The sequence below is a fragment of the Paenibacillus sp. Paensp111 genome (assembly GCF_059492195.1).
Genome location: NZ_CP168527.1, coordinates 1980751 through 2006392, shown reverse-complemented (window position 1 = coordinate 2006392; position 25642 = coordinate 1980751). Strand labels below are relative to the sequence as shown.

The window sequence follows — 25642 nt, the reverse complement described above, 5'->3', positions numbered from 1 at the left end:
AAAACCAGCGGATTTCTCCGCTTCTTTGCGTATCATTATATACTGAAATGTACAAGCAATAGTATATCATAGAATATATACTTTTTTCTAAGAGAATATTTGAAAATTATTGAAAATCTCGATAAAATCTTCAAAAGTTCAATATTTGTTCGCAAATCAAAAAAAGACCTCCAACTAAGTTGAGGGTCTTTTTTGGTATAGAAACTAGGCATAACGCCTATCTATTCGGCAAAGTATAGGTTTCAGGCAGTGCCTGTCCATCGTTGAATCTATAAAATCTATAATTATAGTGATCCGCTTCTTTATAGAACAATTGATATACGTATTGCTTCCCTGTTCCTTGATCAAAAATACCTGGAACCAGGCGTACAATGGAAATGTCCGGCATCTGCGACTTGATGCTGCTCTTGATCTGTTCCAGACTGACCCCATTCTTGGCCAGCTCCTGATGATCCACCTTTCCATCAACCACCCATACCATAATATCTTCTCCGGCTGTGTTCTTACCTTCAACTACCCAGCACACTTCATCCCACACGGATTTGTCGGCACGCGTGAGCGAAGCAAGATTAGCCTGCTGCTTGGCCACTATAACAGCTGCGTCCTTCTCGTTCCAGTAATCCTTCATGGTATACACATAGTATTGCTGAATTCCTATCAAGATCAGCAGAGCCAGCAGTATCGATATGAGTATGCGTTTCGTTTTTTTCCTCATGCGCTCACTTCCTTTCCCTCAGAAGTGCTCCGCTTAGCGGGAGAGCAATCCTTCAAAACAAGCTTGAGCTTCCCGGCGTACCCGTTCTTCATCAATGGTCAGACAGCTGCCATGCTTCACAACCTGATTGCCGTTCACCCATACGTGCTCAACATCTTTTGGTCCCGCTGAATAGACCATATGTGAAATGAAATCCGTATGTGGAATAAAGTGAGCTTGATCCGTGTTGATCGCAATAAAGTCGGCTTTCATACCCTCAGCAAGCTTACCGGTATTCGGAAGGTATACGGACTTTGCCCCATATAGGGTACCCATCTTAAGCGCTTCTTCTGCCGGTACAGCGGTCGGATCACCCGATACCCCTTTATGTATCAAGGCTGCTAACCTGATCTCCTCGAACATGTCGAGGTTGTTATTGCTTGCCGCTCCGTCAGTACCCAGCGATACAACTACACCTGACTTTAACAGATCTACTACACGCGCAACGCCGCTCGCGAGTTTCAAATTGCTCCCTGGATTATGTGAGACGGCCACATGATGTCCAGCCAGAATCTCAATTTCCTCGTCATTCAAATGAACACCGTGGGCAATGATTGAAGGACGTGAGAAGAAGCCAAGCTTCTCCAGGTGCATCGTAGGACGGAGTCCATACTCCTCGATATTCTGCTGCACTTCAGCCGCCGTTTCAGACATGTGGGTATGCAGCGGAAGATCCAGGTCATTTGCCGCTTGAACGAACTTCTCTATAAATGCAGGAGGACAAGTATAGGGAGAGTGCGGGGACATCATCGTCGTAATCCGTCCATCCGCCTTGCCATGCCAGTCCTGAGCGAACCTGATCGCTTCCTCCAGCTTTTGTTGCTGCACGTCTTCCGGGCACAGCCCAATCGCTCCGCGCATCAGTACGGCGCGTATGCCTGACTCGTCGGCAACTTTAGCCACTTGATCCATATGATCATACATATCCAGGAAGGTTGTAGTACCTCCCTTAAGCATCTCTACTACAGACAGAGCAGTCCCCCAGTAGACATCCCTTGAAGTAAACTTCGCTTCCATGGGCCACATCTTCTCCTGCAGCCAGGTCTGGAGCAGCATATCGTCTCCGTAACCCCGGAGCAGGGACATAGCCGCGTGACCATGGGTATTAACAAGCCCTGGGGCGAACAGCAGGCCGCTGCCGTCGAAGGTATCTGTACCCTCTTCGATCTCGGGGCGGGACTCGCCGACATATTTGATCAGATCATCTTCAATTAACATATACCCCTTAACTACAGAACATCCCGGTTCCAAGACGACAAAAGTACCGTTCTCGATTAACCATTTACGACTCATGTGTCAGTACTTCCTTTCCATCACCCAAATAATATGCGAGGCTGAGCAGATCCGTCGTGAAATCAGCGGCGTGCAGGCGCACATCGGCTGGCACCTTCAGAATTGTAGGTGCAAAGTTAAGGATTGCTTCAATTCCCGCTTCGATAAGCTGATCGGCTACACGCTGTGCTTCAAAATCTGGAACAGTTATAATTCCAATCCGGATATTGAACTTCTTGACGGTAGCTCCAAGATCTTCGATCGGCTGTACGGTCAACGAATTAATCTTCTGGCCAACCTTCTTCTCCGAGGCATCGAATACCGCTACAATCTTCATGTTATCCTTCAGGTAAGTATTGTAATTGGACAGGGCCTGGCCCAGATTCCCTGCTCCAACCAGAGCTACATTGATCTGCTGGTCCAGGTTGAGAATTTGGCGAATCTTCTCGATCAGATAGGCGACATCGTATCCAATCCCTTTGCGCCCGAAATCACCGAAGTAAGCAAGATCCTTGCGGATTTGGGCCGGGTTCAAATCCAGCTTTTGTCCGAGCTCCTGCGATGAGACGGTTGAGACTTCCCGATGACTCAGTTCATTCAGAAAGCGCAGATATACGGGTAATCTTCGTACCACCGCATCTGAAATTTTCTCCGACTTCATTTCTTTTTCCCCCTAATGCGATTGAGTCCGGTCAATTACCGGTCGTTAAGCCATTCCGAAATCCGGGGCACCATCTGGTTGGTAGGCATATGCTCCATCTTCGGGCCTGGCAATGAATACAGGAAATACTTCCCGTAATAAGACTCCAGGATACGTGTATCATATACAATCACGATACCCCGATCCTGTGAGGATCGTACGAGCCGTCCAAAGCCCTGCTTGAATCGGATTACCGCTTGCGGGACGGACAGCTTCATGAAAGGATTCTTCTTCTGCTGCTGCAGCCGTTCGCTCTTCGCTTCCACCAGAGGATGGTTCGGAGGCTGAAACGGCAGCCGCACGATAGCAAGACTTGTCAGAGCCTCACCCGGTATGTCCACACCTTCCCAGAAGCTGCTCGTACCCAGCAGAACAGAGGCCTGCTGGCCTTGAAATCTTCGCGTAAGCTTGGTGCGGTTCCCGCTGTCTACCCCTTGTCCAATGACCGTGATCCCCTGCGCGGATAGAACCTCTTTCAAAGGGTCGTACACTTGTCTCAGCATCCGGTAGGAGGTGAACAAGACCAACATTCTTCCCTGGGTAGCGACTGCCGAGTCCGCTAATGACGCTACGAGCGTATTGACGAAATGGTCATCCCCCACACTGCCCTTCACGCTAGGGAAATCCCGTGGAATGACCAGCAGAGCCTGTTCCCGGTACTTAAACGGGGAGGGAAGCAGTGAGGTCAGCAGTTGATCCTGCTCGGAAGCTTCCACAAGACCCAGCTGCTCGATCATGTACTGGAACGACTTATCTACGGATAAGGTAGCTGAGGTCATGATGACACTCTTCTTCTTGTCAAAGAATAGGGCTTTGAGCTGTTCACTAACCTCGACGGGGACCGCATAGATTTGGAGTGAACGGCTGCGGTAATGACCGTTGCCCTCTAGCCAGTAGACCGTCTCCTCATTGTCCAGCTTCATGAATGAGCGAAGACTATCCCGTTCCGCACCTAAATCCTTAAACAGACCACTGATATCCGTCACCAGGCTCTCTGAGCTGTAGTTGTCATCCTCATCTTTGAGCTCATTCACCATTCGCTCGCCTTTGCGGATTACCGTTCCCATGGTCATATACATCTGATTCTCTATCTCGCTTAGAGCATCCCAGTTCTTGGGCTTCTTGTTCGGAAGCAGACGAAGCACGAACTGTCCCGGATCCCCGGGTGCAGCATCACTTCGCTCCGGCATAAGTCCGAACAATTGATCGCTTAGGCGGTCCCAGTTCTCTTTGATCTCAAGAATCTCCGGATACAGGTTATCAATAACACTCATCCATTCGCTGGCCTTCTCCGATCCGCTGCTCTGAAGCTGGGATCGAAGATTCGGCAGCTGTCCGGTCCTGCTGTCCTTGAAGAGGCGTGTCAAGGTATGAACGACAGTAAAGTACTTCATGTTCATCCCCAGATGCTTGCCGGCAACCTCTTCGAGATGATGGGCCTCGTCAATGACAAGGCGCTCATAGCTTGGAAGCAGCTGATGACCCGCTTTCACATCCGTGAACAGCTTGGAGTGGTTCGTGATCACTACATCCGCAACTCCAGCCTCATGTTTGGCCTTATGATAGAAGCACTTACGGAACCACGGACAGGAGCGTCCTAGACAGGAATCCGATTCACTGGCAACGGTCTCCCAGAAATCCGCTCCCCGATTGCCCTGGTTCAGCTCTTCATCATCCCCGGTCTCTGTCTGGGTTAACCAGACGATCATCTGCGCAGCCGTCATGACTTCTTCCTTGGGCGTCACAAAATCTCTCTTGTTTATTTTATGTTCAAACTTGCGCAGGCACAAATAATGTCCGCGTCCTTTGAAGATGGCCGCCCGAAATGCAAAAGGGACTACCTCGGTAAGAAGAGGAATGTCTCTCTCCCGAAGCTGCTCCTGCAGGTTAATGGTATGCGTACTTACCATAACCTTCTCTTCAGACTTAACGCTGTGATATATCGCCGGCAGCAAGTAACCGAGCGATTTCCCCGTGCCTGTGCCTGCTTCAATCAGGAGATGCTTATCCTCATCAAAAGCCTTCATGACTTCTCCAAGCATCATGTTCTGGGCTTCCCGCTCTTCATACCCAGGGAGTATGCCCTTCAGATTAGCCCGAACCTCATCCATGAACTGCTCGAATGTCTTGTCTTTCAGTGGGTTATCCAGATCCTCACTGCGCGGCGGCTTGATATCTATCCAGTCTTCGGTACGAAGAGCGAACTGCCGATAATAATTGAAGCCATCCGTAGAGGCATCCGTCTCCTTCTCCCTTTCCTGAAGGGCAGCATCAAAGAACCATCCCAAATCACTGTCCTCGCCTGAGAACAGGTCAGACAGCCGCTGCAAAGCAAGTAAGGGAAGGTCATCAATTTCCTCGAGACATTTAACAAAAATAAGTGCAGTAGCCAAAGCATCGGAATCCGCTTGATGCGGCCGGTCGTGAACGACCTCAAATTCACCTGACACAAAGCCAAGCTGATAGGATGTAAGTGAAGGAAACATGATTTTAAGAAAATCCATGGTATCGAGAATTCTGCCTGTAAACGGCAAATATCCGGTTCGATCCAAAGCACTCTGTAAGAAATTAAAGTCAAAAGCCACATTATGTCCGACAAGAACCACATCGTCCAGAAGAGGCACCATTTCCATCATGACCTCATCGAGCAAGGGAGCACTCTGGACATCCTCCTCAGTAATCCCAGTTAACCCTGTAATAAAAGGAGGAATCGGTACACCCGGCTTCACATAAGAGGAATATACCTGAGCAATCGTGCGATCGTGATCTATAATAGCAAGCCCAACTTGAATAATTTCATCAGAGGACTGGTTACCTGTCGTTTCAAAATCGAGAACGGCATATTTCATTATATACTCATTACCTTTCATTCCAGTCTCTCTAACAGCATAACAAAAAAAACTCGGTTTGGAAATTAAGACATGCAAACAAATATTCGCACCGCTCATCCCGTCTAAAAATACAAAAAAAACGATGCGAAAAATTTCCATTTGAATGGTCGCATCGTTCATTAAATTAAGATCCATTACATTAATGAAGCAAGCTGGGACCCGAACTGCAGCGACCCCCGCTTTTGTTGACACACATCCAAGTTATTCAAGGGCTCGGTGAAAGAAGGATCGATATGATGGGCCAAAGTAAAATATTCCTGCGCCTTGTCCATTTGGTTGTGCTTGGCCTCGATACAGCCAAGAGCATTATAAATAATGGATCTTAGCCGCTTGTTGTCAGTTAGCGGCAGCACCCACTGAAATTGACGTCCCGCCTCCCGGGTATCATTCATATTCAAGTAGGACATAGCCAAGTAGATCCGGGCCAGCAGACTATCCTGAAATTCCTCGGTGGTACGCTTGAAATGTTTGGCCGCATGGGAGTACATCATCAGCTTGTAATAGCCCTGTCCTTTAATGAAGGAGCCCGACTTCATCTCAGGCAGCTCTACTTGCTGAACGGAGTCCATTAATCCCCAGCTTTTGCGTACCACACTCATTTTCTCTTCAAAAGAAAGCCATTCTTCAATAATCCCATCGCTCATCTGCTTCAGCATCTGCCATTTCTTGGCCAGCTCTTGCTTCTGGCTGCCTTTCGCGACCGGGTACATCTCGGCAATCTCTTCCAACATATCATTCATTTCCGCAAACACATGCTGAAACATCATCTGCATCCCACCCTAAACGAAAATGAAATCAAGCAGCGGCCCTATGTTCATTTTTTGTTTAGACGAATGATTTCATTCTGGAGAGACCACCTTAAATAATGGGTTCGCCATTAACGAACGGTTGCATGTACCTCATAGCTGGCTGTTTCGGCCGGCCGGTTATTCTCATCGACGAACAGGACCGTAGGTTTGTGGCGCTGGACTTCCTCCTGCGACATCTGCGCATAGGAAATGATAATTACCGTGTCCCCCGGCTGGACCAATCTGGCTGCCGCTCCGTTAAGACAAATCACACCGCTTCCGCGTGGACCGGGAATCACATAAGTCTCAAGGCGGGCACCGTTATTATTGTTCACAATTTGAACTTTCTCATTCTCAAGCAGATCGGCACGCTCCATCAGGTTCTCGTCGATGGTAATGCTGCCCACATAGTTCAGGTTCGCCTCGGTTACGGTCGCGCGGTGAATTTTGGATTTCATCATCGTTCTATACATGTGTTACCACTCCTTTGGGATTAAGAAGAATATTATCAATCAGACGCGTTGAGCCGAACTTAACCGCCAGGGCAATCAAGATTTCTTCATCCAGAGCGTGGGCGGATACATCTTCCTGAACTGAGGTTAGCGAAGGGAATGCTAATATATCCACATAATCGATAACAGCCAGGGGCTGAGACTTAATATTCCGAGTAACATTTTCGCGAATTTGGGACAAGGTAACGGCTCGGTTGCTCGTGATCTCCCGCTCCGCTTCTCGCAGGGACTGAGACAGAATAAGAGCTTGCTTCCGCTCTTCTTCCTTCAGGTAGACATTCCGGGAGCTTAAGGCAAGCCCGTCTGACTCACGGACAATAGGACAAGGTACGATCTCCACGTCAAAGTTCAGATCATCCACCATTTGCCGGATGACCGCCACCTGCTGTGCATCTTTAAGTCCAAAATAAGCTTTGTCCGGAGATACCATATGAAGCAGCTTTCCCACTACCGTCGTTACGCCGTCGAAATGGCCGGGGCGCGAAGCTCCGCATAGTTCCTCGGTGAGTTCTGACACGGCAATCTTGGTCTTCGTAGGCTGAGGATACATCTCTTGCACACTTGGCAAAAAGACAACATCAACCCCTTCCCGCTCCGCGAGAGCCAAGTCTCTCTTCTCATCGCGGGGATAACGGTCCAGGTCCTCATTTGGACCGAACTGGATCGGATTCACAAAGATGCTTAGAACGACCAGATCATGGTGCTGTCTGGCCTGCTTCAACAGGCTGGCATGACCCTCATGAAGAAAGCCCATTGTAGGAACGAACCCTACGGACAGTTCCTGACCGGTCTTGGCAGCGCCGAACCGCTTCTGCTTCACAAATTTCCTTAGTTCTGTAACTTGATCTATGACCATCATGGCCGGGCGTCCACCTTTCCTTTGCCGTACAAAGAGTCAACCACGCTGTCATCCGCATGGAACACATGCTCTTTCGCAGGGAACTGACCTGACTTCACTTCATTTACATATTCACGAATTCCGCGGCGGATTTCATTACCAATGTCAGCAAAGGTCTTCACGAACCGTTTATCCCGATAATCCGCATCGTACTTAAGTACATCATGATACACAAGCACCTGGCCGTCACAGCCTCTTCCTGCCCCAATACCAATGGTTGGGATGGAAAGCTGCCTGGAGATTTCCGCAGCAACCTCTTCTGTTACCAGCTCAAGCACAACTCCGAATGCACCCGCTCTCTCGAGCGCCTTCGCATCTTCAATCAGACGGCGGGCGTCCCGCTCATCTTTACCTTGAATACGGTAGCCCCCGATTTGGTTCACCGACTGCGGTGTGAGTCCTATATGTCCAAGCACGGGAACGCCGGATTTGACAATACTCTCGACCGCGAGGCAAATTTCCATCCCGCCCTCCATTTTTACAGCATGGGCATGGCCTTCCTGCATAATTCTTCTCACATTCTTAAGCGTCTCGTCCATGCCGCCATGATAAGTCATGAAGGGCATATCCGTCACGATAAAAGTATTCCCTGCTCCCCGCTTAACCGCACGGGAGTGATACACCATATCATCTATAGTTACAGGAACCGTTGATTCATATCCGAGTACAACGTTGCCGAGCGAGTCACCTACAAGCAGCATATCTACGCCCGCTTCCTCAGCCAGTCTTGCAGATGGATAGTCGTACGCGGTAATCATGGTCAGCTTTTCGCCGTCCTGTTTCATTTTTTTCATCTTTACAATGTTTAGCACGGACTTTCATCTCCTTTGGGTATCCCAAAATTAGAAGCATGCGCACACAGCAAAAAGAACCTTTCAGCTGTGCACCAAAAAGTCCGAAAAGTCCATAGATCCATAGAAGAGTAACAATCGTTCGTCCCTTCTGTCTCGGTCCCTTCGGCTCAGAGCAGAATCCAACGCAACCAGATTCATGATACGTCTTACTTAGTGTAACCAATTACGGAGTGCAGTTTGGTCCAGCCAATACCACCTCGTACGGTCAGTATATCAGATCGGGTTAACTTTTCAACCGCCAAGTTGCACATCTCCTGAGAAAATAGTGAACTTTTCTCCACCATTCTCCAAAATCAGTCCCCCGTTCTCATCAATGCCAGTGGCATAACCGGTTACCTTACCTCTTGAAGTATTGAGGGTTACCTCCCGGTTAAGGGTTACAGAGAGAGCTTCCCACAGGTGAGCAATCGGTAAGAAACCTTCTTCCAGATACAGCTGGTATAGCTGCTCAAGCTCTGACATGACCGCCCCAATAAGCAGTGACCGGTCCACAGCCTGCCCGCTCTCCATTTGAAGGGAGGTCACAATGGTGCGAAGCTCTTCCGGATAATCCTCCTCGGTCAAATTCGCATTGATTCCGATTCCGGCAATACAGTACCGGATACGTTCATCCTCTGCCACCGACTCCAGGAGAATTCCGCATATTTTGCGGCCTTTGATCAGCAGGTCATTCGGCCATTTGATACCACTTTCTATACCGGTTGCACCTTTAATGGCTCTGCATACCGCTACGGCGCACAGCAAGGTCAGCTGGGGAGCACAGGATAATGGCTGATCCGGTCTAAGCAGTAGGCTCATCCAAATTCCTTTTCCACGAGGAGAAAAGAATTTTCTTCCTAAACGGCCGCGTCCCCCGGTCTGTTCTTCCGCAATAACCAGGGTACCTTCCGGCGCACCCTCCTCAGCCAGCTTTCTCACTTCCTCCTGCGTTGACGTAGTGACCTCCAGGATCTGTAGACGCTTGCCAAAAGTATTGGATTTCATTGCACTCATCAAGGTAATGGGGTCAAGGCGTGCGGGCTTGTGAACCAGCCGGTACCCTTTACGGGATACCGCATCAAATTCATACCCCTGCTCGCGAAGCTTGTTAATCTGCTTCCATACCGCTGTACGGCTGATTGACAATCGTTTGCTTATTTCTTCGCCTGAGATATACTCACCCGGATGCTGAAGCAGCATGTCCAGAACTGTCTTAGGATTCAATAGATTTCACCGTCCGTTTCACTTCATTAAGGAGAGCTTCCTTGTTATTCGGTATATCCCCCGATGCCACAGCGTACAACAACTGCTTCATCAAGACTCCAAGCCAGGGCCCCCCTGGTCTGCCAGCCTCCTCAAGGACTTCATTACCCTTAACCACAAGCTCGCGAACCTGATGGACGGGTATGCTGACGTGCCAAGCCTCCAGGAGGTCAAGCAGCTCCGCGCTGAACAGAGATGAGCCGCTAACTGTCTTGGAAGACCTAAGCAATATCCTCATTCTAGAAATCCATAGACCTGCCGTATGTTGCCCAAAGGTTAACTGTAATGAAATCCAGCAGGGACGTATTATGTTCTCATGTTCCTGGTCGGGCACGCTGGATAAGGTATGTAAATGCTCCATTAATTCCTGATCAAATCTGGCTATAGCTGTAGCCTGCTCCGCATCCCGATTGGAGAAGGTCCACTGCTTCAATAGGCCGAGAACAGATTGGGACTCGATCCCAAGTCCCTGAACCAGAAGAGATAATCGAAGCTCTACGGGTTCGGCCGGAAGCAGGTGAAGGCATTTCAGCATTTCAGTATACACCTCTGCAGGCTTGAACAGCAGCTTGGAATATTCAAGCAGCCGGCTTCGGCGGAGCAGCTCCAAGCCGCGCAGCGGATCAGGCCCGTATAGGAGCTTCTCAAATTCAGCGCGTATGCGCTCTATAGCAATATACTCCATCTTGTCCCTGTTCTGGATAATTGCCCGCCAAGTGCTTAGGACGGGTGCGAACCCAAATACCGAAACAAAGCGAATCGCTCTGAGCATCCTCAGGGCGTCTTCCTCAAACCTTTCATCCGCCTCGCCCACACACCGGATTAACCCGGCCTTAATATCCTCCCTACCATGAAAAGGATCAATCAAATGGCCGTCTAAATCCATCGCCATGGCATTCATTGTGAAATCCCTTCGCTTCAAATCCTCCAGAACCGCATCCACGAACTCAACCGAAGCCGGACGCCTGTGATCTTCATATTCGGTTTCTTTGCGAAAGGTTGTCACTTCGAAAGCCATCTTCTCCATGAGTACGGTGACCGTACCATGCTGAAGTCCTGTAGGAATGCAGCGCTCGAATAGCTGAGTGACCACTTCAGGTCTGGCAGAGGTCGCAATATCCATATCATGCACCGCTCTTCCCATGACCTCATCCCGCACACAGCCGCCCACCCAATAAGCCTCATAACCAGCTTCTCCGATACGCCTGAGCACCTCTTCGCCTGCTGATACCATGAGCGGATCAACCTGATTCCACTGTTTCGCCAAGGTTATTCATCTCCTCACACACAAGACTCCGGGGAAAAGGAGTTGCCCCCTTCTCACCCGGAGTAGTTAACTGCATACCGGTTTAAGCTTTGGCACTTTACGTCCAAGTACCCGGTAATAGATTTGTTCGTATTCTTCGGTTATCCGGTCGCTGCTGAATTCGGTCCTTGCCCGCACCAAGCAGGCTTCCGATAATTGTTCCGCCAGCTTGGCATCCTTTAGCAGCTTGATGGCATAATCGGCCATAGCCCTAGTATCCCCAATCGGTGCCAGGAATCCAGTCTTGCCGTGAGACACCAGTTCAGGTATACCTCCAGCCTCTGAACCGATCGTAGGCACGCCGCAAGCCATCGCTTCAAGTGCAACGAGACCAAAGCTTTCCTTCTCCGAAGGTAGCAATAGCACATCGGCCATCGAGATGACTTGGGCAATTTGATCCTGTTTCCCTAGAAAATGGACCCGGTCCTCAAGACCAAGCTGCTTGATCTTGCACTGAATCTTCGGCAGCTCTGGTCCTTCACCGACAAACAGCAGACGGGCAGGAACTTCCTTGCTGACCATAGAGAAGATCTCTATCACATCAGCTACCCTCTTAACAGGTCTAAAGTTAGAGATATGCATTAGGATTTTCTCGTCCGGTTCTGCAAAATCACTTCGCAAAGAATCTATTTCACGCGGATAATATATCCGTTTATCTACAAAGTTATAGGTTAAGTCGATATCCCGTGAGATCTCCAGCACTTCACGAGTTTCTCTCATCAAATCCTCGGACACCGAGGTAACAGCGTCACTCTCATTGATGGCAAGGCGGATCAGATCCTTCAGCGACTCGTCTTGGGCCAGAACTGTAATATCAGTTCCGTGTAACGTGGTTACAACCTTGAGGTCAGATCCCACCATCTGCTTGGCCAGAAAGGCGCACACCGCATGCGGCACAGCATAGTGGACATGCAGGATATCAAGCTTCTCACGCTTCGCTACATGAGCCATCTTCGTCGCCAGGGATAGATCATAAGGAGGATAACGAAATACATAATAATCGTTCACTTCTACTTCGTGGTAATATATATTTTTCTGAAAAGCCCCTAGCCGGAAAGGAACACTATGTGATATAAAATGCACTTCGTGTCCCTTCTCGGCAAGCAGCTTGCCGAGCTCCGTCGCTACAACCCCTGATCCACCAAGTGTCGGATAGCAGGTGATGCCGATTTTTAAGGTTTGGCTCATATCAGGGGCACCTCTTTCTTTGTTAGTCATTCAAATCTCATCATACCATCAGTAAATCCTATGATTATTTTGGTTAAAATAGATGAACTTTATAAGGCGTCTTCACCGCGAAGCCTTCTGCATACGGTATAAGCTTGCGCTGACCAAGGAGCGCATCCCTGGCTTTGACCCGTTCCACGTAACCTTGGGTTAGCGGGGTGGTCACTCCATCCTTCCCTGGTGTAAACTGGGATTTGTAACAGAGTAAAGACTGCTCTTTGGTCTCATAATAACCGGTAACATCTACGATGAGATCCGGAGTTCTCCAGTCATTGATGAAATAAAAATACAGCTCGTCCACCTGAACAGGTGGCTTGTCCGGCAACATTCTGCGCAGCTTGGCATTGAATACCGCCTCTTCCACCAGCTTACTGCACTGCACATGATCCGGATGTCGATCTTCCCAGTAAGGCGCGAAGACAACCCGGGGAGCAAATTCGCGGATGACGGAAGTTAAAGCAGCCACATGTTCAGGGGTAATATAGAGTCCGCGGTCCGGCAGTCCCAAATTGGTTCGAAGAGTAAGACCCAGCACGCTCGAAGCCGCTTCCGCTTCCTGCATACGAAGCTCAGGTGTGCCATTGGAGGACATCTCGGCCTGCGTAAGATCACAGATTCCGACTTTCAGCCCAGCTTCAACATGCTTCGCGATCGTTCCTGCCATCCCAATTTCAGCATCATCGGCATGAGCTCCGAAGATCAGGATATCCAGCTTCTCACTCATTTATCTAACCTTGGACGATGAAGTTCAACAAGTTCACGCCAGCTTAAATCTCCACGGTCCAGAGCTCTTGCCATAATTTCGGCTGAGGCTACGTTGGTAGCTACCGGTATCCCATGCACATCACACAAGCGAAGCAGTGCGGTAATATCCGGCTCATGCGGCTGAGCCATCAGGGGATCACGCAGGAAGATCACCAGATCCATCTGATTTTGGGCGATGAGGGCTCCGATTTGTTGGTCACCACCGAGAGGACCAGATAGGAACCGGTGTATATTCAGTTTGGTGTTATCCATAATTCGTTGTCCCGTTGTACCGGTGGAGTATAGATTGTTACCCTCGAATACGTGCTCATAGGCAATAGCGAAGTTGACAATTTCCTCTTTCTTCCGGTCGTGGGCGATAAACGCAATATTCAACATGTCGTTATACCCCTTTTTTAGTCTATAAAATGTTCAAAACCATAAACCATGCCTTGATACTCCATAACCTTCTTCACAGCCAGGGCCACACCAGGCATATAACCCGCGCGTTCGTAGGAATCATGACGAATCTTCAGGGTCTGGCCAAAGCCGCCAAAAATGACCTCCTGCTGGGCGAAGACTCCTGGGAGACGGACGCTATGAATGCGGAACCCGTTATAGTAACCTCCACGAGCACCATCAATGGTCTCTTCTTCGTTCGGATTACCTTGGCGAAGCTCTTCCCGGTTCTGGGCGATCAATTCTGCCGTCTTCACCGCTGTCCCTGATGGCGCATCCAGCTTCTGGTCTCCATGATACTCAATAATCTCGAGGTTCGGAAAGTGCTTGGCAGCTTGTGCAGCGAATTTCATCATAAGGATGGCGCCAATTGAGAAGTTCGGGGCGATCAGGCCCCCGATCCCTTTGTTTTTACACTGCTTGTCCAGATCCTCAATCTGTTCCGGGGTAAATCCCGTAGTTCCTACTACCGGGGCCACACCAAGGCGAATCGCAAGTTCTGTATTCACATAAGCGAATTGGGGAGTAGTGAAATCCACCAGCACTTGTGCTTTACTTTCGACCAGCGCAAGCTCCAGATCGGACTGGACCTTGATTCCGCAGGCGGGCAGACCTACCAAGGTCCCCGCATCCGTACCTTCCCCGGATCGGTTGATGGCTGCCGCAAGCTCCAGATCGGCGTCCTGCAGCACCATTTTAACGACTTCTTTCCCCATACGGCCTGCAGCTCCTGCCACAGCCACTCTAATCTTCGTTGTCATTTTCATGCTCCTCACTGTCCACTAGGATGATGATTGATCGATATATGTTGCAGTGCTGTTCCTACAGCATATGATTCGGCTGGCTATTAGGTGTCTACCCGGGTCCACCTGTCTGCATCACGGGTATTGAACTTATGCATAACCTTGTCATGCGCTTCAGTCAGGTTGATCCCGAGTGAATTCGCAAAACAGATGGTGATGAACAGAATATCACCCAGCTCATATTCTATGGAGTTATCGGCCTCAGTCGTCTTCTTCGGCTTCTCTCCATACGTATGATTCACTTCCCTGGCCAGTTCGCCAACCTCTTCACTCATTCTCGCAAGCATAGCGAGCGGACTGAAGTAGCCTTCTTTGAACTGGGATATGTACCGATCTACCTCGCGCTGAAGCTCGGCGAGTGATTTTTCCTCCATCTATATCCCCCCTAGGGTACCCGAAGGTTTTACCCCTATGTTATCGTAAAGAAGTTTTGAAAACAAATCCTTTTTTAAACGCAGCTGAAAAAGGTATACTAAGGGTTGGGACGCCAAGGCTCCCCCATCTTTCAACAAGCGAGGGATTGCATGCTTACCACCAGATTAACCCAAGTCTCCAAGACCATTTTGCCGATCCTGCTCGGCACAGCCATTTATGCATTTGGCCTGCTCTACTTCATTATTCCCAACAAACTTATGGAAGGCGGAGTAACCGGGATTACCATCCTCCTTAAATATGCGTTCTCCATATCCCCTTCACTTTCCACCTTGATCTTGAACATCCCGCTCTTTCTGCTGGGCTGGAAAGTCCTAGGGAGCCGGCAAATCGTATTTACCGGCATCGGTATTGGGTCTCTGACCTTCTTTCTCTGGCTGTTCGAGCAGATGATTAAGAAAGGCTGGATTGTGCCTTTTGCTACAGAACATGATTACATACTTGCGTCGCTATACGCCGGGGTAACCCTCGGAGCCGGTCTGGGTCTCGTCTTTCGCTTCGGCGGCACAACGGGTGGGTCAGATATCATAGCGCGGATCTGCAACCGGAAATACGGATGGAGTATGGGGCAGGTCATTCTTGCGCTTGACGTACTGATTATCGGCATCTCCCTGCTCTATATCAGGAAGGAACAGATTCTATATACGCTGGTAGCGGTCTTCATAGCTTCCAAGGTCATTGATTTCATTCAGGAAGGGGCATACTCGGCCAAGGCATTCACTATTATCAGTGACCATGCACCGGCGATTGCCGACTTGATCACGAAGGACATGGACCGCGGAGTCACGCTGATTCCCGCCATTGGAGCCTACTCCAAGCAGGCCAAACACATGGCCTACTGCGTAGTCGCAAGACAAGAGATTCGAAGACTTACGCTGATTGCCAAGTCCGTAGATCCAAGAGCGTTCATTATTATTAATGATGTCCATGATGTACATGGCGAGGGGTTTAGAGAAGATTAGCCAGTAGCTAAAAAGGGTAAGGTCCGCAAGCACACTGTGGACCTTACCCTTTGTTCATGTCAAGCTATAACCTCCAGGTGTGTCTCCCCTTGCTTCCTGCCGCCGGTCTCACTTCCTGATAGGCATTATAATTGCGGATACCGGTATAGGTTAGCGCTACAATAATCCAACCCCCAATAAGCAGACTCCATTGCCAGGGATTTGTTGTCCCTGTAAGCGGAAGCAGAGTCGGTTCTGTCCGTTTCTTGCCAAATAGATCATTGACCAAGTCCGTTCCATTGCCGAGTGCCCCTTGGAGCGCATCGGGGTCATCAACCTTTCCCTTACAGAGACTCTCCATGTAAGACATCCATGAATCCGCTCTAGAGACCAGAGAGGGATCCAGCTGTATGACAGCAGCAGGCCGTATGGTCTCATAATGCTCCTGGAGCTGATTGAAAGCCCGCTTCACGTCCGCAGCATCCGCTTCGGTTCTTGCCTTGGACAGCTGGCTAAGATCATCCGTGAACAGCTTGTAATACTGGATCCAGAGCGGCTGATCCTTGTGCAGCAGGCTGTCAACGGCCAGCCGGAGCCGGGAGGAGGAGGCTCTCCACTCCTCGGGCTGTGATTGACTGCGGGCAAGAGCCTCACGTGTATCAATAATAGTCTCAGAAAGTGCGTGAATCCCTTCAACGGAAGTCAGGCCTTGGAATGAAAGCGTCTGTACGATCTTGACGATTCGGTCCATCTCAAGCTGCGCCTTGGCCCCGTCTCCATCCTGCATATATCGGTACAGAGCCTCGGAAGCACTATCAAGCTCTTTCATCCTGGCGGTATGGGCAGCATCATGATGAGCAGCAGCCCTGCCTGCAGGCAGCGTAACCCATATAACCACGATGATTAACCCTAGCCATACAGATAGACATCCCCACCTTGTTCTTTCCACGGACATCCCCTCCTATACCCCATGTCTATGACAGTCTGTCCCTGCCTAGAACCCGGGGATTAGGCACGTCTGGCGCGGTCCCGATGACGAAGTGCGAGCCAGCCCGCCAGCACACTGAGCAGCGTTAGGATCACTGTAAAGTTACGCACACTTGTCAAGTCGTCCATCAGCTGAACAGGCAGCCATGGAAATACACCGTATGTATAATCAACCATGTCATTCAGCAGGGTCCATAGACCAGCTCCAACCAGTATTCCGGCTCCAAATTTATAGAATCGGACATAGAGCAGGGCCTCTACGGCCATCGCGGTATGTGACGCTACCAGCATCCATTCCTGCCAGCCAATCATGTTCCCCTGATATACTCCCGCAAAAATGATACTTACAGCCCACACACCATACTTCACACTGGTGACAACGGCCAGCGATTCAATAAGGACACGGATCGCCCCCCATTTCTTCAGTGGTCCGGGCCAAAGCAAGAAACATAATGACAGGGTGAAGAACAGACTTGCCGTAGGGCTGTCCGGAACGAAGATAACCTGCCAAAGCGGATTATGGGCTATGGTATATTCGATTTGGTGACCATACCAGTAATAGCCGTAGATTGTACCCAGCAGATTAAAAATAAAAAGAAGCCACAGAAACCCGCGACCAGTCAGAAATTCTCGGCTCCACCAGTAAGATATATTCACTTATAATCCTCCTTTATCTATTCTGAGAATAACGGATATGAAGGATAGAAAACAAGACTTAAAAAAACCTGACCGCTTCCACGGTCAGGTTCCCTATACTTCATTATTATTTAGCTTCTGCTTTCTGCTTAGAAAGCCATTCAGCCAGATGATCAATATCCTTGTCACTGAGTCCAGCGCCCTTGGCTGTATCGTACATTGGAGGCATGTTGCCGTCAGGTCCCTTTTTACCTTCTTTGATGATGGTCAAAATGGCTGTCTTGTCATGCTTATCTCCAACGCCTCTAAGCGAAGGACCGCTTGCCCCTTTCAAATCTGCTGCGTGACACGAAATACAGGTTGCTTTCTTGAATGATTCCATTCCGGCATCATCCTTATCCACGATCGCAACCTCTTTGGTCTGAACCGCATTTGAAGGTGCTGGAAGCCCCTTCTCGCGCGCTTCGCGGGCTTTCTCAATCCGGCGCTCTTCCTCCGGCTTGATCCCCGTCTTAGCCAATTCATGCTTATAGTGCGTCCAGGCAAAGTTCGTCAAATATACGATGGATACCAGGGACAGCAGCATGAGGGCAGAAGCGATAGGTCTGCGGTAGAAGCGGCGCTCCTTCCCGCGATCCAGGAATGGTGCAAGCAGAAGTCCACCGAAAGCAACACCCGGTACACCCAGTGTTCCCAGTACGATGAAATCTCCTGAAGCATAAGGATACTTCAAGTATTGATACAAGAATAAGAAATACCAGTCTGGCATCGGAATAACAGATGCGGTTGGATTCGCCGGGAAACCAAGTGGTGCAGGCTCTGAAATAGTAAGAACCAGGAAGCCTACAAGAACCACTACGCCGACCATCCACTCTTTTAATAGGAAGTTAGGTATAAATGCTTCGGACTTCCCCGGGTAAGACGTATAATCGGGAGGAGTTATAAAACCATTCCCTTTACGCACCCTTGAATCGCCGACAAATACGACTTTTTCGTTCGATTTGCCTCCGTGACCCATATAATGGCCTCCCTTCTCTCAAGAATATCTTATAGCGGTCCGGAAATTCCCTGTCTGCGGATCATAATGAAATGTCCAACCAGAAGGATAAGCAACACGGCCGGAAGGAAGAACACGTGAATAGCGAAGAATCGCGTCAGCGTCTGCGCACCTACAATCGTACCGCCCTGCAGAAGCTCTTTGATGATCGGTCCAAGAACAGGAACCGAGTTCGCAATTTCCAGTGTAACTTTGGTTGCAAAGTAAGATTTGTTATCCCATGGAAGCAGGTAACCCGTAAGGCCAAGACCGATCATTACGAAGAAGATCAGCATTCCCACAACCCAGTTCATCTCGCGAGGCGCCTTGTAGGAGCCTGTAAAGAATACCCGCAAGGTATGTAAGAACATCATTACAATGACCAGACTCGCTCCCCAGTGGTGCATACCGCGGACAATCTGTCCAAATGCCACCTTGGTCTGGAGGAATTCGACACTGGCGTATGCGTTAATAATATCAGGTACATAATACATAGTCAGGAACATTCCCGACAGAATCTGGATGACCGTTATAAAAAACGTCAAGCCGCCGAAACAGTATACAAAAGCGGAAAAATGATGTGCCGGGTTCACGTGTTCAGGTACTTCGTGGTCAGCCACATCTCTCCAAATCGGCGTGATATCAAGACGTTCGTCAACCCAGTTGTAGACACTCTTCAACATGTGACTCTACGCCTCCTTATTTAGCTCGAGTATTGGGAACGATATCGCCTAGGTAAACCCAATCTTTATCAATCTTAACCTTGTACTCATCCAGCGGTTTTGGTGCAACGGCAAGGTTCTTGCCTTCTTTGGTGTACTGCGCGCCGTGACAAGGACAATGGTATTCATTAGGGAAGCCTTTGTCATTATTCCAGCCAACTGTACAACCTAGATGCTTACAGATTGGTGAAAGCGCATAAATATTTCCGCTCTCATCTTTACGGATCCAAGCGGTCAGTGATGCCGTGCTTGCATACCATCCATCCTGCTGATGCAGTTCGAATGAGAACTCCTGCGGTTCATTGGTGATCTTGCTAACTTCCACAACTTTCACAAAGTTACCTTCAGTCTTCTTGTGTAGAACAGGATCCACAGCGAAGCGAAGCATCGGCAGTACTACTCCACCTGCCATGTAGGCGGTTGCTCCTCCCAGCGTATAAGTTAGAAATTGTCTGCGAGACATTTCTTTTCTTCGCTCAGGTGGCTTGTGTGATGATTCATGCTGGTCGTGCTGATTGCTCATACTGTCTTCAACCCCCTTTTCCGAACCAATTCTCTCCATTTCAATGATAAAAATCACACGAATTACTAGGACATTATTATAATATATTAGGCTTTCTAGAGCGTCAAGAATTTACAGTGCATGTTCGTTAACACTATGGTCACAATTTCGTAAAAATGTCGGTTTTTCGTCACATTTAGACGTCTCGGCCGCTGAACCACAGTTGCTGAATTTGCTGCATGACAGCCACAGAAGGAGCCTGTTCGTCAGCAGCCTCAAATCGGCCCCTGGTAACGACTAAATCGCTTTCATAAATAATCTCGGGATCGAGCTCTACCTCAGCGGAAATCACGATGACATATTTGAATCCTGCCGACTTGACATTAGCGCACACAGCATTAATCTGTTCCATGATATCATCCTGTCCATATTGGAAAGCGGGATAGGTTACAACTCTCCCTTTGAACGGAATTTCCACCCAATCCATCACATCTCTCAGCCGCTCAAGTGCATATACGACTTCAAATGGCTGTTCATCCCCTCTGAGTCCGGTTACCGGGATGAGGCAGGTGTCTAGATAGGGCTTTAGTTCTTCCCACTCGGCGGGATTAATCTCACTAAATTTCATTATTACTCTCCTCTCTCTATTGCTATTATACATGGAAAAAGTCCGCTGAGAACAAATGGACAGCATGAAAAAATAGAAGAAATGCACTAGGCATTTCTTCTATTTTTCCAGTGTTCTTAATTCTTCAGTTAGGAGGCGGAATGCTTCCTCATCGCCTTTTGCCAAAGCAGAATCAATTTCAAAGTGAAGTTTCTCTGCCCGATATTTCTTCAACGCTTCGTCCCACACCATTTCAGCTGCCAGACCCAGCATAACTTCATAAGTAACCTTCATTTGATCCATAGGATGCACCTCCAGCCAATGTTAAGAGCTCCTATATTCTCTTCCTTTCACCACATAGCTGTCTGTAGTCCGCGCCATTCTGCGCAAATCCTCTTCCGTAAGCTCACGAACAACTTTAGCCGGTGTACCTAAAGAAAGAGTATAGGGTGGAATCTTACAGTTCTCCGTGATGAGCGAGCCAGCTCCTACTAAAGCATATTCGCCGATCTCGGCTCCGTTTAAACAAATAGCCCCCATCCCTATTAAAGTGCCTTTGCCTATCGTACAGCCGTGAATAATAGCAGCATGTCCGACCGATACGTCATCGGCAACCAATAGGGGCTGCCCTGTATTCACATGGGCGATAACACCATCCTGCAGATTGCTGCGCTCTCCAATAATAATGGGAGCCAGGTCCCCTCTAAGGACCGCGTTGAACCATATACTAGAATCCTTGCCGATCCGGACATCTCCTGCCAGCTTCGCACCTTCAGCTACATAAACAGAAGGATCCACCAAAGGGGTTTTCCCCATATAAGAAATATACATCGATCCACTCACGCCCCATCTTATACATTCTGGAATTGGAGTGATCTTAGCAAGCCTACACTTTCTTGTCAAACAAGCTCATCGTTACCTTGTTGAAGCTTGGGAACTGCCATCCTGCCAAAAGCAGTAATCTGCACGTAACGCTCCCTCTCTTCATCTTCACCTATTCTGACTAAGCCCAGGTGGAGCATCATTTTTAAGATACGCTCCTCGAAGATGGATGCTGCCGTATCGTAATAGTAGGGCTTAATCAGCCTGTCCATACTCTGGCTAAGCGAGGTCACCGTTACCCACTCCTGTGTACACTGGTAAATCCAGTACATCAGGGATAACAGATTTGGAATTGCTGCTTTGTAAGTTTTTAACCAAAAGCGTATCAAATGCATCAAAGACTCACGTTTTTCTTCCAAAACAAACAGCTCACCGAGCGAAGTAAGTCTAAGCTGAAAATCTCTCTCCTCAATCAGTCTTTGAGAGTAGGCGTAATCATACAGAATGGACAGGCGATCCGGATAGAATTTAAATGTTCGTCCATAGCCAAATCTCCAGCCGCCCTTCCCTACCAAAGGCTCATTCACATGCAGGGTTTCCATCAGCTGTTGCTGATTACGGCGGTACATGATTCCATCCTGATTCAGTGGAATTTCATTCTTGGAGATATAGAACAGGATAAGATATAAATCTTCCGCAGCCAGGGTATGCTCTTCACGAACAGCATCAGGTTCAGCTCCGCTTCTAACATCAGCCTTCAAATGCTGCCCTAACACCTCCCTGAATCTTGCCTTCAGATCCTCAGGTACCTCAAACAAGTACTTCGTGCTCTGTGAAGAGCCGTTAAACAGCCAGCCTCTTTGTCTGAACCTGGTTATGATATCCCGGGGATTCTCCTTCCCCTTGGCATCTTCAGTGAACCGGGTATGCTGCGCTGAGGCCATGAGTTCTTCCAGGCTGTAATGCTGACGATGATCAAAGAGTAGCGTATTCAGGAAACGGAAATCCTCGGCACTAAGCTTACTCACATGTTCTTCTACAAACTCTTTTCTGCCAACTTGATGCAGTATGGACTGAATCAGCTCATTCTTGGAATTTTCATTACAGCTGCATTGATAGTGATTCGCTATTTTGCTAAGGTGCCCGATATCTGCATAAGTAAGCATCTCCGCCAGATTCATAGTTTCATCGCCTCACCGTTTTACTACCATTATGGGAAGGTTTCCGACTTTTATTCGGCCCAAAACAAAAAAATAACCCGCTGGCGCGGATTATTGTTCGTTCTCCTCAAGATGCTTCAGGCAGTTATACAGTTTGGCGTCCCATGATTGTTCATTTTTCTCCAGTATGGTTAATGAGAGATTTCCGATTCTCTCCGTAAATTTATCTTGGTATAGCGCAGTAAACAGCTGGGCTAGCAGACCGCCATGTGAGATGACCAGTACATTCTTGTCACTGTAACGTTCGCCTAGCTCCTTCAGAAAGGCAAGCGCTCTCTCCTGAACCTCGTGATCCTTCTCCTGACCTAGATCCTGAAGCCTCCAGTCTATGCCCCATAACGTCTCTCTCTCTTCTGAGGTCATTCCTTCCACTTGTCCAAAAGCTCGCTCCATGAGTCTTGAATCCGGATCATAGACCGGAATACCAAGCTCCTTCGCAATGATCTCTCCACTCTCCTGAGCCCTGGAAAGACCGCTTGTGATTACAAAATCCCACTTGTAAGGCTCGCTTGCAAGTCTTGCAGCAAGCTGTCTTGCCTGCCTTCTGCCTTCCTCATTCAGCGGGATATCACTCTGACCCTGTATCTTCCCTAGTGCATTCCAATCCGTTAAACCATGACGAATTAATCCAACCAGCATGAAATAATGACCTCCTTATGCCTTAACTCTATGTTAGGATCCTGTAATAAAAGTGGCAAATCCCACCTTTGTCCTATATGCGGGCAAAAGCGGCATTTGCCGCAAGCGTTGCTATCTTCGTATACGTCTAAGTCCTCTCCAAGAGAAGAGGGCGAGCCCAAGAGCCAGCATGGATAGCAGCATCCAGTATTCGGGATATACGGGACTCATTTTGACAATCAAGGGATCTATAATCCCCCGGGACACATCTGGCATGCTGTACGCATGATCCGTGTTCACCACGGTATCAGCGCCAGCAATCGCAATGGGAAGCAGACCGGAATTTTGTGCAGCTGGGGCAGCGGCTTCTTCGGAACCCGGAACCATGAAATAGAGAAGACTGCATAGGAAAATAGCGAGAAAACCAGCAATCCATATGGCCATACGCCGTCTCATGACATAAGAAATCTTTCTTCCTCCCGGTTCTGTAGGTAACAGCCAGGGAGATTCCGCATAAATACGATCCATCACAGCTCTGTTCATTCTTTCCGCTTGCTCGGGCTGAATATCAACTTCCATAGTATGTATAAGGCCCTGGGTCTCTTTCCACATTTCATATTCCACTGCACAGTTCTCGCAGCCAAGTACGTGCCATTCCAGATTTTTACGCCGGGGGTCGTCTTCAGATACGTCCCATATCAAGCCAAAACTTTCTTGGGCTTCACGACAATTCATCTGCTTTTCATCCCTTCATATTGCTCATAGATCGGTTCATAGAAGTAGGGCTCAAGCTGACTCTTGACACTGCTTCGGGCGCGGAATAACAGGGATTTAATCGCACTGACACTCTGTCCGAGTATCGAAGAGATCTCCTGATAATCCAGCTGATCATATTCCCTAAGTATAAGTGCACTGCGCTGCTTCTCGGGAAGATTATTAATCGCTTCTCTGACCATGCCCACCCGTTCATTCCGTAATATCGCCTGTTCAGGAACAATATCAGGAGGAGCTGCCGGAGTATAGCCGCTCTCATCGAGCGAGACATGCCCCGTCTTCTGCTTCCGTAGTTCGCTTAACACTGTATTCCGGGCTATAGTATACAGCCATGTGGAGAAGGAAGCGTCTACTTCCCTGAATGAATGCAAACTTCGAAAGGCTTTATAAAAGGTCTCCGAGCATAAATCCTCAGCCATAAGCTCCAATTGAGCGCTCTTTAGCATATGATAAATAAATATTAGAATCTTTCGTTGATACCTTCGCATGAGTTCTGAATAAAGTTCTGTATTTCCTTCTTTGATATCTCGAATCATCTGGGAATCCGTCATTAGAATGCGATCCTCCTCGCCCATCCATGTGCATCTTCCCCGTTCGATTCTGTATATTATTACCGAACAGGACATAAAAAGTTTCGGTCATTCCAAAAAATGCAGATGTGATCCTAATGTATGTGTATGATTCTTAAGCCAACCCTGCAATATTATACCATACAAGTAGGAATTAAAAAAATTTGTTAAACCGTTCCCCAGCTGCTGAAAAGTAAAGGGCCATTTCATATAAAATGGCCTTTTAATAACATTAAATTATTCAATGAATATTTAACTTTGGCCCGTTAACCGTTCCGTTGTATCGTTCACCAGACCTTCTAATCGTTTCTCGAAAGTTAACCGCCAACTGGAAGACAAGGCATCCACCTCAAGGATCTGCCGAATGACTTGGGTATTCTCCTTGTCATGGTGCATAATCTGGTTGGCGAAATTCAAGCTAATAGCTAGAGGGTGAGAAGTAAGTCGGATCAAGCCGTCCTGGCGGCGAACATATCCTTCCTCAAGTACCCTGAGATAGAAGCCGGTGTAACCGGTATCCTGCATGCGTACCGGAATATCAGACACACCATATCTGGCCGACAGTTTATAGCATGGCTGCCGCGGCTGACTAATTTGAACCGTCGCTTCCCCAAGCTTGAATATATCTCCGATACAGATATCCTGCTCAACCCAACCACGCAGAGTAAGATTCTCGCCAAATGCTCCTAGCTCAAGCTGCCGCCCAAGCAGGCTTTCCCAGTATGGGTAATGCTCATGAGGATACACACACACAGCCTTATCTCTTCCTCCATGATGCTTCAGATCCGCCTGACCGTCCCCTTCAAGATTCAGATAGGAGAGGAATATAGGACCTTCAACTCCTTTTTTAAATATTCCGCTGGAAACTTCCTTATTGTTGTACTGCATGTTCTGCGGGGTTCCCACATTAATAGAGACAATATCCGCTTTATTCACTAGCCACACCTCTTTAAATTTGATATTTCGCATTAGTGTATAAATCCATGCTGCCGCTAATTATGTTAGGTCAACTATGTATATGTCAGGTTACTTCGCGAACTGTAAGTTTCTCCCTAATTATATAAGGCAACCGTCCTCCTCGCAATTGAAGTCTGATTTTTACTGTCACCGCATGAATTATAGCTAAAGTCCGTTAAGCAAAAAAAAAGACCACTTTCAAATGAAAGTGGCCTTGCTCTAGCCTGAGCAAATTATATTGGATAGGAGTGGAGAGAAACCATACTGTACTTTTATTATATTGTATACGTTTACATTCTGTCAACAACTTTTTATAAACGCTTACATTTCTTTTTTTCTCCCTACCATCTGCCTAAATACAAAAACACC

29 protein-coding genes are annotated in these 25642 nt (G+C 48.3%); 1 reads left to right on the top strand and 28 read right to left on the bottom strand.

The annotated features are described in order from the left end of the window. Window positions 1–217: 217 nt before the first annotated feature. From ACEN86_RS09320 to ACEN86_RS09250, 15 genes are all read right to left on the bottom strand, one after another. Window positions 218–715, bottom strand: coding sequence for a cell wall elongation regulator TseB-like domain-containing protein (locus tag ACEN86_RS09320; protein ID WP_495633998.1), 498 nt, complete (start codon window positions 713–715; stop codon window positions 218–220). Between the two features lie 33 nt (window positions 716–748). Beyond that, complete coding sequence (locus tag ACEN86_RS09315) at window positions 749–2047, bottom strand: amidohydrolase (RefSeq protein ID WP_495633997.1); 1299 nt, start codon at window positions 2045–2047, stop codon at window positions 749–751. Next, on the bottom strand, window positions 2037–2687 hold the full coding sequence (locus tag ACEN86_RS09310) for a redox-sensing transcriptional repressor Rex (RefSeq protein WP_495633996.1): 651 nt from the start codon (window positions 2685–2687) through the stop codon (window positions 2037–2039). Before ACEN86_RS09310 ends, ACEN86_RS09315 begins: the two co-directional genes overlap by 11 nt. A gap of 35 nt (window positions 2688–2722) precedes the next feature. After that, window positions 2723–5575 carry an ATP-dependent DNA helicase DinG gene (dinG, locus tag ACEN86_RS09305; RefSeq protein ID WP_495634262.1) on the bottom strand — a complete coding sequence of 951 codons (2853 nt, stop codon included), beginning with the start codon at window positions 5573–5575 and terminating at the stop codon, window positions 2723–2725. 176 nt (window positions 5576–5751) lie between these two features. After that, the gene (locus ACEN86_RS09300; protein ID WP_495633995.1) at window positions 5752–6384 is read right to left on the bottom strand and encodes a tetratricopeptide repeat protein; all 633 of its coding nucleotides are present in this window, start codon (window positions 6382–6384) and stop codon (window positions 5752–5754) included. 110 nt (window positions 6385–6494) lie between these two features. Further along, window positions 6495–6878, bottom strand: coding sequence for an aspartate 1-decarboxylase (panD, locus tag ACEN86_RS09295; protein WP_127197749.1), 384 nt, complete (start codon window positions 6876–6878; stop codon window positions 6495–6497). Continuing rightward, on the bottom strand, window positions 6871–7776 hold the full coding sequence (gene panC / locus ACEN86_RS09290; RefSeq protein ID WP_495633994.1) for a pantoate--beta-alanine ligase: 906 nt from the start codon (window positions 7774–7776) through the stop codon (window positions 6871–6873). Before panC ends, panD begins: the two co-directional genes overlap by 8 nt. Then, window positions 7773–8609, bottom strand: coding sequence for a 3-methyl-2-oxobutanoate hydroxymethyltransferase (gene panB, locus ACEN86_RS09285; RefSeq protein WP_495634261.1), 837 nt, complete (start codon window positions 8607–8609; stop codon window positions 7773–7775). The genes panC and panB overlap by 4 nt, the downstream gene beginning before the upstream one ends. A gap of 291 nt (window positions 8610–8900) precedes the next feature. After that, window positions 8901–9848, bottom strand: a complete 948-nt coding sequence (locus ACEN86_RS09280; RefSeq protein ID WP_495634260.1) for a biotin--[acetyl-CoA-carboxylase] ligase — start codon at window positions 9846–9848, stop codon at window positions 8901–8903. Between the two features lie 13 nt (window positions 9849–9861). Beyond that, window positions 9862–11178, bottom strand: a complete 1317-nt coding sequence (locus tag ACEN86_RS09275) for a CCA tRNA nucleotidyltransferase (protein WP_495633993.1) — start codon at window positions 11176–11178, stop codon at window positions 9862–9864. Between the two features lie 66 nt (window positions 11179–11244). Beyond that, a complete protein-coding gene (bshA, locus tag ACEN86_RS09270; RefSeq protein ID WP_495633992.1) occupies window positions 11245–12405 on the bottom strand; it encodes an N-acetyl-alpha-D-glucosaminyl L-malate synthase BshA in 1161 nt (386 codons plus the stop codon). Between the two features lie 73 nt (window positions 12406–12478). Next, on the bottom strand, window positions 12479–13168 hold the full coding sequence (gene bshB1, locus ACEN86_RS09265) for a bacillithiol biosynthesis deacetylase BshB1 (protein WP_495633991.1): 690 nt from the start codon (window positions 13166–13168) through the stop codon (window positions 12479–12481). Then, window positions 13165–13587 carry a methylglyoxal synthase gene (locus ACEN86_RS09260; RefSeq protein ID WP_185897133.1) on the bottom strand — a complete coding sequence of 141 codons (423 nt, stop codon included), beginning with the start codon at window positions 13585–13587 and terminating at the stop codon, window positions 13165–13167. The genes bshB1 and ACEN86_RS09260 overlap by 4 nt, the downstream gene beginning before the upstream one ends. A gap of 17 nt (window positions 13588–13604) precedes the next feature. Further along, entirely contained in the window at window positions 13605–14408 is an 804-nt protein-coding gene (gene dapB, locus ACEN86_RS09255; protein WP_495633990.1) for a 4-hydroxy-tetrahydrodipicolinate reductase, read from the bottom strand. Window positions 14409–14494: 86 nt separating this feature from the next. After that, the gene (locus tag ACEN86_RS09250) at window positions 14495–14824 is read right to left on the bottom strand and encodes a nucleotide pyrophosphohydrolase (protein WP_495633989.1); all 330 of its coding nucleotides are present in this window, start codon (window positions 14822–14824) and stop codon (window positions 14495–14497) included. A gap of 150 nt (window positions 14825–14974) precedes the next feature. Here ACEN86_RS09250 and ACEN86_RS09245 point away from each other — a divergent pair, with 150 nt between their 5' ends. After that, on the top strand, window positions 14975–15844 hold the full coding sequence (locus tag ACEN86_RS09245; RefSeq protein ID WP_495633988.1) for a YitT family protein: 870 nt from the start codon (window positions 14975–14977) through the stop codon (window positions 15842–15844). 64 nt (window positions 15845–15908) lie between these two features. Here the strand turns inward: ACEN86_RS09245 and ACEN86_RS09240 are convergent, their stop codons facing one another. From ACEN86_RS09240 to ACEN86_RS09180, 13 genes are all read right to left on the bottom strand, one after another. Beyond that, the gene (locus ACEN86_RS09240) at window positions 15909–16772 is read right to left on the bottom strand and encodes a sporulation protein YpjB (RefSeq protein WP_495633987.1); all 864 of its coding nucleotides are present in this window, start codon (window positions 16770–16772) and stop codon (window positions 15909–15911) included. Between the two features lie 59 nt (window positions 16773–16831). Continuing rightward, entirely contained in the window at window positions 16832–17467 is a 636-nt protein-coding gene (locus ACEN86_RS09235) for a DUF1405 domain-containing protein (protein ID WP_495633986.1), read from the bottom strand. Between the two features lie 106 nt (window positions 17468–17573). Then, window positions 17574–18464, bottom strand: a complete 891-nt coding sequence (locus ACEN86_RS09230; RefSeq protein WP_495633985.1) for a c-type cytochrome — start codon at window positions 18462–18464, stop codon at window positions 17574–17576. Between the two features lie 29 nt (window positions 18465–18493). Next, the gene (gene qcrB, locus ACEN86_RS09225; protein ID WP_068617160.1) at window positions 18494–19165 is read right to left on the bottom strand and encodes a menaquinol-cytochrome c reductase cytochrome b subunit; all 672 of its coding nucleotides are present in this window, start codon (window positions 19163–19165) and stop codon (window positions 18494–18496) included. Window positions 19166–19181: 16 nt separating this feature from the next. Further along, window positions 19182–19727 carry a QcrA and Rieske domain-containing protein gene (locus tag ACEN86_RS09220; protein WP_495633984.1) on the bottom strand — a complete coding sequence of 182 codons (546 nt, stop codon included), beginning with the start codon at window positions 19725–19727 and terminating at the stop codon, window positions 19182–19184. Window positions 19728–19902: 175 nt separating this feature from the next. After that, window positions 19903–20334: a DUF2487 family protein gene (locus ACEN86_RS09215; RefSeq protein WP_495633983.1), complete on the bottom strand. Its 432-nt coding sequence runs from the start codon at window positions 20332–20334 to the stop codon at window positions 19903–19905. A gap of 99 nt (window positions 20335–20433) precedes the next feature. Continuing rightward, window positions 20434–20616 (bottom strand): IDEAL domain-containing protein, encoded by a 183-nt coding sequence (locus tag ACEN86_RS09210; protein ID WP_495633982.1) that lies wholly within the window; start codon window positions 20614–20616, stop codon window positions 20434–20436. 21 nt (window positions 20617–20637) lie between these two features. Further along, the gene (locus ACEN86_RS09205) at window positions 20638–21144 is read right to left on the bottom strand and encodes a gamma carbonic anhydrase family protein (protein WP_495633981.1); all 507 of its coding nucleotides are present in this window, start codon (window positions 21142–21144) and stop codon (window positions 20638–20640) included. 68 nt (window positions 21145–21212) lie between these two features. Further along, a complete protein-coding gene (locus ACEN86_RS09200) occupies window positions 21213–22316 on the bottom strand; it encodes a hypothetical protein (protein ID WP_495633980.1) in 1104 nt (367 codons plus the stop codon). 90 nt (window positions 22317–22406) lie between these two features. Beyond that, complete coding sequence (locus tag ACEN86_RS09195) at window positions 22407–22994, bottom strand: histidine phosphatase family protein (RefSeq protein WP_495633979.1); 588 nt, start codon at window positions 22992–22994, stop codon at window positions 22407–22409. A 111-nt stretch (window positions 22995–23105) separates the two neighbouring features. Continuing rightward, window positions 23106–23708, bottom strand: coding sequence for a zf-HC2 domain-containing protein (locus ACEN86_RS09190; protein ID WP_495633978.1), 603 nt, complete (start codon window positions 23706–23708; stop codon window positions 23106–23108). Next, a complete protein-coding gene (locus ACEN86_RS09185) occupies window positions 23705–24298 on the bottom strand; it encodes an RNA polymerase sigma factor (protein ID WP_495633977.1) in 594 nt (197 codons plus the stop codon). The genes ACEN86_RS09190 and ACEN86_RS09185 overlap by 4 nt, the downstream gene beginning before the upstream one ends. A gap of 270 nt (window positions 24299–24568) precedes the next feature. Continuing rightward, window positions 24569–25252 (bottom strand): MOSC domain-containing protein, encoded by a 684-nt coding sequence (locus ACEN86_RS09180; protein ID WP_495633976.1) that lies wholly within the window; start codon window positions 25250–25252, stop codon window positions 24569–24571. Window positions 25253–25642 lie beyond the last annotated feature (390 nt).